At 73.0% G+C, this 7,719-nt stretch carries 9 protein-coding genes and 1 pseudogene; 5 read left to right on the plus strand and 5 right to left on the minus strand.

The features are described 5' to 3' along the window. Positions 1-198: 198 nt before the first annotated feature. Both AC08OU_RS01815 and AC08OU_RS01820 read left to right on the plus strand, forming a co-directional pair. Positions 199-666, plus strand: a complete 468-nt coding sequence (locus AC08OU_RS01815; RefSeq protein WP_476604151.1) for a DUF4383 domain-containing protein — start codon at positions 199-201, stop codon at positions 664-666. A 197-nt stretch (positions 667-863) separates the two neighbouring features. After that, entirely contained in the window at positions 864-1,778 is a 915-nt protein-coding gene (locus AC08OU_RS01820; RefSeq protein WP_476604159.1) for a cation diffusion facilitator family transporter, read from the plus strand. Between the two features lie 10 nt (positions 1,779-1,788). Here the strand turns inward: AC08OU_RS01820 and AC08OU_RS01825 are convergent, their stop codons facing one another. Beyond that, on the minus strand, positions 1,789-2,631 hold the full coding sequence (locus AC08OU_RS01825) for a RecB family exonuclease (protein WP_476604152.1): 843 nt from the start codon (positions 2,629-2,631) through the stop codon (positions 1,789-1,791). A 46-nt stretch (positions 2,632-2,677) separates the two neighbouring features. Then, positions 2,678-3,532 (minus strand): PHP domain-containing protein, encoded by an 855-nt coding sequence (locus AC08OU_RS01830; RefSeq protein ID WP_476604153.1) that lies wholly within the window; start codon positions 3,530-3,532, stop codon positions 2,678-2,680. A gap of 83 nt (positions 3,533-3,615) precedes the next feature. Here AC08OU_RS01830 and AC08OU_RS01835 point away from each other — a divergent pair. Next, positions 3,616-4,725: pseudogene (locus AC08OU_RS01835) on the plus strand (acyltransferase family protein); the annotation flags it as partial. A gap of 114 nt (positions 4,726-4,839) precedes the next feature. Here AC08OU_RS01835 and AC08OU_RS01840 read toward each other — a convergent pair. Together AC08OU_RS01840 and AC08OU_RS01845 are read right to left on the minus strand one after the other, a co-directional pair. Continuing rightward, on the minus strand, positions 4,840-5,508 hold the full coding sequence (locus AC08OU_RS01840; RefSeq protein ID WP_476604154.1) for a GNAT family N-acetyltransferase: 669 nt from the start codon (positions 5,506-5,508) through the stop codon (positions 4,840-4,842). A gap of 2 nt (positions 5,509-5,510) precedes the next feature. After that, on the minus strand, positions 5,511-6,161 hold the full coding sequence (locus AC08OU_RS01845) for a DUF6758 family protein (RefSeq protein ID WP_476604155.1): 651 nt from the start codon (positions 6,159-6,161) through the stop codon (positions 5,511-5,513). Positions 6,162-6,416: 255 nt separating this feature from the next. Here AC08OU_RS01845 and AC08OU_RS01850 point away from each other — a divergent pair, with 255 nt between their 5' ends. Continuing rightward, positions 6,417-6,806, plus strand: coding sequence for an NUDIX hydrolase (locus tag AC08OU_RS01850; protein ID WP_476604156.1), 390 nt, complete (start codon positions 6,417-6,419; stop codon positions 6,804-6,806). Between the two features lie 17 nt (positions 6,807-6,823). Here the strand turns inward: AC08OU_RS01850 and AC08OU_RS01855 are convergent, their stop codons facing one another. Continuing rightward, entirely contained in the window at positions 6,824-7,342 is a 519-nt protein-coding gene (locus AC08OU_RS01855) for a MaoC family dehydratase (protein ID WP_476604157.1), read from the minus strand. 194 nt (positions 7,343-7,536) lie between these two features. Here AC08OU_RS01855 and AC08OU_RS01860 point away from each other — a divergent pair. Continuing rightward, positions 7,537-7,719, plus strand: a 183-nt coding sequence (locus AC08OU_RS01860) for a hypothetical protein (RefSeq protein ID WP_476604158.1), incomplete at its 3' end; no start/stop codon positions are given.

Consider the following 7,719-nt stretch of genomic DNA (forward strand, 5'->3'; position numbering starts at 1 on the left):
AGTCGGACGCATGCTTGGGAAGGGCTGGGCAGGACGGATTGAGATTCTGCTCCGGCGCGACCACCGGTCTGCGCTGGTTTGACCGCGTTCGCGCTCAACCGTGGCGGGCGTTGCCACGAGAAGGTAGCGCACGACAAATCCGAATCGGCTCGGGCACCGAACCTCCTATTACCACATCACAGTGGGAGAGGAGTGGCCATGAGACGGAACCCCGTTCGCGCCATCACCGGCCTGGTCGGCACGACGTTCCTGCTCGTGGGCGGCCTCGGGTTCGTCCCCGCGGTCACCGAGGGCGCGGACCACCTGACCATGGCCGGACACAAGTCGGAGGCCCTGCTGCTCGGCGTCTTCGCGACCAGCGTGCTGCACAACGTCGTCCACATCCTGTTCGGCCTCGGGGGGCTGGTGGCGTCCCGTACCGCCGCCGCCTCGCGCGCCTTCCTGATCACCGGCGGGTTCGTGTACCTGCTGCTCACGGTGTACGGCGCGCTGGTCGACCCGGAGAGCCAGCTCAACATCGTCCCCGTCAACTACGAGGACAACGCCCTGCACCTGCTGCTCGGCGTCGTCATGCTCGGCCTCGGGATCGCCCTGTCCGGCGCACCGGGCCGCCACCGGGAGGACGAGATCCACCCGGCGGAGACCGTGGCGGGCTACCGCTACTGACACGCCCCGCCCCCGCCGCGATCAACGTGGACCCGGACGGGGCCCACCGCCGCACGACCCACTCGAGCGTCGATCATTGCATGATCGACGCCTAGGGGTTGCTTCGACGCCGTCCGCACGCCCGGCGGATCGTCGGTGCCCAGGTCAAGCGCGCCGGGCCGGTTGGGCGGAACTCACCGGTCGGTACCGTGGATCGTATGGACGGCGACCACGGTCACTCCCACGGCGCCGCCCACGTGCACCGGGGACGCTTGGGCGCCGTACTCGGTGTGACGACGGCGGTCCTGCTGATCGAGGTCGCCGGTGGGCTGATCTCGGGCAGCCTCGCGCTGCTGGCCGACGCCGCGCACATGCTCACGGACGCCGCCGGGCTGTCGCTGGCGCTCGTCGCGGCGATCCTGGCCGGCCGCCCGCCGACCGACGAGCGCACCTGGGGCTACCGGCGGGCGGAGGTGCTGGCGGCCGCGGCGCAGGCCGCGGTGCTGCTCGCCGTCGGCGTCTACGTGATCGTCGAAGCGGTGCGGCGGCTGGCCGAGCCCGGCGACGTCGCCTCCGGGACCATGGTCGCCTTCGGACTGGTGGGGCTCGCCGGGAACGCCGTCTCGATCGCGCTGCTGCTCCGGGCGCGCGGGGACAACCTCAACACGCGGGCCGCGTTCCTCGAGGTGGTGAACGACGCTCTCGGGTCGGTCGCCGTCCTGGTCGCGGCGGCCGTGATCTGGCTGAGCGAGTGGACCCGCGCGGACGCCGTCGCCTCACTCGTGATCGGCAGCCTGATCCTCCCCCGCACCTGGCGCCTGCTGCGCGAGACCGTCGACGTCCTCCTGGAGTCCACGCCCAAGGACGTCGACCTGGCACAGGTGCGCGCCCACCTGCTGGCCGTGCCGCACGTGCGGTCGGTGCACGACCTGCACGCGTCGACGGTCGCCTCGGGCCTACCCGTGCTCAGCGCGCACGTCGTCGTCGACGACGGCTGCTTCTACGACGGCCACCTCGCGGGCATGCTCGACGACCTCCAGGGCTGCCTGGCCGGCCACTTCGACGTCGAGCACTCGACGTTCCAGTTCGAGCGCGCCGCCCACGCGGAGCACGAGCGCCCCACCCACGCGTGAGCGCCCCGGCTCAGGTGGTGGCCAGGCCGGCCCAGGGTTCGACGTCGGGGGCCGCCCGGCGTCCCTCGGGGCAGTGCTGCCGGAAGTCGCACCAGGAGCACGTCCGCGACGTCAGGGGCGGGAAGGCGCCGTCGCCGGTCTCCCCGCGCGCGAACGCCGCGTCGGCACGGGAGGCGTCGGCCGCGATCGACTCCGCCTCGGCCACCTTGCGCTCCAGACCGGCAGGGGTGTGGTCCGCGGCGGCGACCGTCCCGCTCGGCAGGTGGTGCAACTCGACCCGGTGGCAGGGGCGCCGGAGCGTACGCGCGGCGGCCACGGCGTACACAGCCAGCGCCAGGCTGGACCGGGCGTCGTCCGGGCCCGGGACGTACCGCCCGGTCTTGTAGTCGACGATCACCAGGCCCGCCGGCCGGTCGTCGATGCGGTCGACGCGGCCGGAGAGCACGAGGGTCCGGGTCGGCGTCCCGACCGTGCGCTCCACGCCCACCGGCTCGGCCCGCGGGTCCACGCCCGCCAGGTACTCCGTCACCCAGGTGACCGCCCGCGCCCGCACCGCCGCCGACTGGGCGGGGTCGCGGAACCCGTCGGTCAGCCACCGCCGCTCGACGCCGCGAGCGCCGCTCGACGGCGTCCGCTCGCCGGGTGGCAGGGTCCACCAGTCCGCCAGGGCCGAGTGGACGGCGGCGCCGACGCTGTTGTGCGCCCAGGGCGGCCCCTTCGGCGGGGAAGGACGGTCGAGGTACGTGAACCGGTAGCGGCGCGGGCAGTCGAGCCAGGTGGTCAGTCGCGTGGGCGTACACGGGTAGAGCCTGACCGGCATCCCGGCCAGCTCCTCCTGAACGTGTGGCGCCACGAACCCATCCTCCCCCTACCCCCGGACTCGAGGTTCTTTTGACACGTTATTCCTTGTCAAAAGAGCCGTTGGAGGTTCCGCCCGTTGCCTGCGCGGTGATCGCCTCCAGGACGTCCGGTGAGGTCGTGAACTCGCCGATCACGTTGACCTTGCCGGTGCCGTGGTAGTCGCTGGACCCGGTGACCAGCAGATCCAGGTCGGCGGCGAGCGCGCGCAGGAACCGGCGGTCGGCGTCGTCGTGGTCGCGGTGGTCGACCTCGAGCCCGGCCATGCCGGCGGCCGCCAGGCCCTCGATCGTCTCCGGCGGCACGATCCGTCCCCGCCGCCCGGCGAGCGGATGCGCCATCACGGGGACGCCGCCCGCGGCCCGGATCGCACGGACCGTGCGCTCGGCGTCCGGTGCGTAGTGCCGCAGGTAGTAGGGCGAGCCGGAGTGCAGGACCGTCGCGAACGCCTCGTCGCGCGAGCCCACCAGCCCGCGCGCGACCATGGCGTCCGCGATGTGCGGGCGGCCGACGGTGGCGCCGTCCCGCACCTGCTCCAGGACGTCCTCCCACGACAGGTCGAGATCCGCCGAGATCCGCTCGACCATGCGCTGCGCGCGCCGCAGCCGGTCGTCCCGGGTACGCCCGAGGTCGGCGAGCAGGGCCGGATGGGTGGGGTCGTGGAGGTAGGACAGCATGTGGACGCCGATACCGTCCGACTCACAGGAGATCTCGGCGCCGGGCACCAGCGTGATCCCGAGCCGCCGCGCCGCCTCGCCGGCCTCCGCCCACCCCTCGGACGTGTCGTGATCGGTGAGCGCGACGACGCCGAGCCCCGCCGTCGCCGCGGCCGCGATCACCTCGGCCGGGGAGTCGGTGCCGTCGGACGCCGTGGAGTGAACATGGAGGTCGATCACCCGGCCAGCGTATGTCCCTCTGGAGGGGTCGACACGCCTGGTAAACCCGCTGTGGAGGGATGCACCAGCCGACGCTATCTACGATGCGTGGTGTGGCGTTCACTTTGGGTAGCCAGAGTTTCGCTGCCGCACGGCGCCCGAGCCCGGTCCTCGCCGACGTCTTCCGCCCCCGCTCCAACGCGATCGGCGCGCTCCGCCTCACGTTCGCCCTGCTGGTCGTCGTCTCCCACACCTGGCCCCTCGGCCTCGGCCTCGCCGATCCGCTGACGACGTTCAGCCGCGGACAGACCGACCTGGGGGCGGTCGCCGTCGCCGGGTTCTTCGTCCTGTCCGGTCTGCTCGTCACCCGCAGCGCGCGGCGCGCGTCCCTCGGCCGCTACGCCTGGCACCGGGCACTGCGCATCCTCCCGGCGTTCTGGGTCTGCCTGCTGCTCATGACCCTGGTCCTCGGCCCCGCGCTGTGGTGGATCCGCGAGGACACGCTCGCCGGCTACGCGTCCACCCGGCCCGGACCGCTGCGGTTCGTCGCCGCCAACTGGTTCACGGCGATGGGGCAGTGGGGCATCGGCGACCTGCTGACGACGACGCCGTACGGCCGCCTCAAGGACGCGAGCATCCTCAACGGCTCGCTCTGGACGCTGCGCTACGAGCTGTTCTGCTACGTCGTCGTGGGCCTGCTCGCGGCGGCGGGCCTCGCGCGGCGGCGGCCCACAGCCGTCGTCGGCCTCGCCGGGGTCCTCTACGGCATGGTCGTCCTGGACTGGCTGAACAACGACCGCTTCGCGGGCGCACGCACCTTCCTGCCCGACGTCACGGACGTCCCCCTGCTCGGCAGCCTCGGGGGTGGGCCGCTGTTCGGGTTCGGGCTCATGTTCGCGATCGGCGCCGTTGCGGCGGTGCGCCCGGACGGCTTCCCGATCTCCGACCGAATCGCCGCCGTGGCGGGCATCGCCGTCCTCGTCACCCTCCGGTTCGGCGGTTGGGACGTCGCGGGCGCGCCCGCGTTCGCGTACGTCGTGCTCTGGGCCGCCGTCCGCCTGCCGCGGCCGCTGCACCGGGTGGGCGCTCGGCACGACCTGTCGTACGGCGTCTACCTCTACGCGTTCCCGATCCAGCAGGTGCTCGCGCTGCTGCACCTCGGCCAGGCGGGCGTCGTCCCGTACCTCGCGGTGGCACTCGCGACGTCCCTCGCCGCGGGTTGGGCGTCGTGGCACGCCGTGGAGCGGCCCGCGCTCGCCTTGCGGAACTGGAACGTGAAGTGGAACTGGGAACGCCATCCCGGTCCGCGGCACGCCGCGGGGGCCGCCTCAGGCCGGATCTATCCGAAGCCGGCGACCACGGTGCTTGCGGCCGTTGCGCGGCCGGCTCAGCTGCCGCGGCGACGGGGACCACAGTCCGGAGACCGCCTCGTACCGCACCAGCTCGACCGGCGGCCCGCCGTCACCGCCCCGTCGCCGCCCACAGACGCGCATCCCGGACTTCTCCATCACGCGCCTGCTGGCGATGTGGTCGCCGAGCGTCTCCGCCTCCACGCGCGGGATCCCCACCTCGTCGAGCAGGTAGCCGAGCAGCGCGTGGAGCGCCTCGGTCGCGTACCCGAGGTTCCAGCAGGGCTCGGCGATCGTGTAGCCGACGTGCGCGGTCTTGGTGAGCTGGTTGATCCGGCAGCCGATCTCCCCCACCAGCGCCAGGTCGGCGCGGCGGATGATGAAGAACGGGCCGACGTCGTGCGCTGACGGGCCCGCGGCAGCCAGCGAGAGGACGTCGAGCGAGAACCGCGACGGGTAACCCGGTGCGAGCTCGAGGCCCTGCGGCACCCGGCCGGCGAGTACGGTCTGGGCGTCGGCGGCGTCGACCGGCCGCAGCTCCAGCCGGAGCGTGTCGATCAGTGGCGGAGGAGCCTCCGCGCGGCCACCCGTCCGATCGCCGCGGGCGGCCAGCCGGCTGCCCACCCGGGTGTCCACGCGAGTGACCATGCTCAGCCCAATCGTGGCGTCACCGCGCCACACGGCAGGTCGAAGGTGTGCCCCGGGTCCCGTAGGTCGATCAAGGGAAACCGGGCGAGCAGGACCGCACCCGCGGACGCCGGCCAGGCGAGCAGCCACAGCCAGACGCCCCACGCCTCGCCGACGAATCCCACCCCGTCCGCGACGCCGACCGACCACATCGGCGTGTCGTGCCCGCCGGCGTCGATCTTGAAGTGGGCGGGCTCGCGGTCGGCCATCTCGCGCAGCTGCGCGCCGGGGTCGATGTCCGACAGCCCGGCCAGCCCCGCCGCCAGCCCGATGCCGGGCTGTTCGGCGACGAGCAGGAGGTCCGCCACCCGCTCGGTCTCGGCCTCGGGCAGCGGGTTCGGGCCGGAGACGGCGAGCACGCAGGCCACCGGACCGGCGCGATCGTCGCCCGCCCAGCGCAGACCGGAGATCAACCAACCCTCGGGAAGGGGCCACGGCAACCAGACCGGGACGGCGGCTTCCCGAGCCACCCGCCGGACGGCCTCCGGCGTCGGCGCGATCGTCGGATGCACCGGGACGACGGCGCCGTGACGGGAGCAGGTCCACGAGTTGGCCCACAAGCCCGGAGGGCGGACGGCGTCACCGCAGCGGGGACATGTCCGCACGGTGGTCACCCCACGACGGTTCCGCGCCGGACGCCGCTGGTCAAGCCGCCGCGCGGTCGCTTGCGTCATGGTCCGGTCACTATGCGCGGTCTTCGGCGGGAGTCATACCGCCGAGATGTACCACTCCGCTGTGGTTTTGCACAGCCCCTCGCGTCGCACCGGTCCATCCGCCATACCGCCGTCACCTGGGGCGCAGCATCGCACGGCTCCCTCGATCCGGGCACACTCGGGCGCCTGGGCCCTGCCCGGCGCACAATGGCCCCTGTGCTTCGCGGTGTCGGTGCTGTCGTCTTCGACGGCGCCGGGCGACTGCTCGTCGTCCGGCGCGGCCGGGGGGCCCACGTCGGCCTGTGGTCGGTGCCCGGCGGGCACGTCGACCCCGGCGAGGACGACACGACCGCCGTCGCCCGGGAGGTCGCCGAAGAGACCGGGCTACGGGTCCGCCCGACCGCGTTCCTCGGCTTCGTCGAGCTGGCCGGCGCGCGGGGCGTCGTCACCGTCCGCGACTACCGCTGCGAGCTGCTGGGCGGCGTCCTCGTGGCCGGGGACGACGCGATGGCGGCGGCCTGGGTCACCCGCGACGAGCTGCTGGCCCTACCGACGACGCCGCGCCTGATCGCGCTGCTGACCGAGTGGGACGCACTACCCCGCTGAGCTGGGCCTCTCTCGAGTCATGCCTTGGCCACCCGCTCCGCCGGCACCGGCCGCCCCGGCTGCTCGCCGCCCCGCGCGTCCAGGTACGACTGCTTCGGCACCATCACCTTGCGCCGGAAGATGCAGACGACGGCTCCGTGCTGGTTGTAGCCGATGGTCTCGACGTGGACGACGCCGCGGTCGTCCTTCGACTTGGACTCCCACTTGTCGAGCACCGTGGTCTCGCCGTAGATCGTGTCGCCGTGGAACGTCGGCGCGACGTGCCGCAGCGACTCCACCTCCAGGTTGGCGATGGCCTTGCCCGAGACATCGGGGACGGACATCCCGAGCAGTAGCGAGTAGACGTAGTTGCCGACGACGACGTTCCTGCCGAACTGCGTCGTCTCCTCCGCGTAGTGGGCGTCGAGGTGGAGCGGGTGGTGGTTCATCGTGAGGAGGCAGAAGAGGTGGTCGTCGTACTCGGTGACCGTCTTGCCGGGCCAGTGCTTGTAGACGGCACCGACCTCGAACTCCTCGTAGCTGCGGCCGAACTGCATCGGCGGACGACCTCCTAGTTGCGGACCCCGGGGCCCCATGGTGCCCGGCAACTGACCCGCGGTCAGCTCCGCCCCGCGTGGTCTACCTCACCGGGTTAGCTCGCGATAGCGGGGTGAATCCGGGCGTGGAAACGCTTACACACCCCGCGTACGCGAGCTAACCCCGGGCCGAGGGGCGGTGAGACGATGGCGGAATGACGAACGGGCAACACCGGGACGGGACCGAGGGCGCACCGGCGGAGCGACCGAAGCCCCCCGCCGGGCAGGTGGAGCACAGGCAGCGACCGTCGTCCCCCGCGTTCCGCCGGTTCATCGCGTCGGGGTGGGGGTCCCGCCCGGAGGCGGCGCCGCCCGCACTGGCGTCCGCCCCGCACGCC

It is taken from the genome of Frankia sp. CcMO1 (genome assembly GCF_977945845.1).

Coding starts and splice junctions, on each gene's coding strand:
- AC08OU_RS01815 (WP_476604151.1), top strand. CDS start 199: ATGAGACGGAACCCCGTTCGCGCCATCACCGGCCTGGTCGGCACGACG.
- AC08OU_RS01820 (WP_476604159.1), top strand. CDS start 864: ATGGACGGCGACCACGGTCACTCCCACGGCGCCGCCCACGTGCACCGG.
- AC08OU_RS01840 (WP_476604154.1), bottom strand. CDS start 5,508: ATGGTCACTCGCGTGGACACCCGGGTGGGCAGCCGGCTGGCCGCCCGC.
- AC08OU_RS01855 (WP_476604157.1), bottom strand. CDS start 7,342: ATGCAGTTCGGCCGCAGCTACGAGGAGTTCGAGGTCGGTGCCGTCTAC.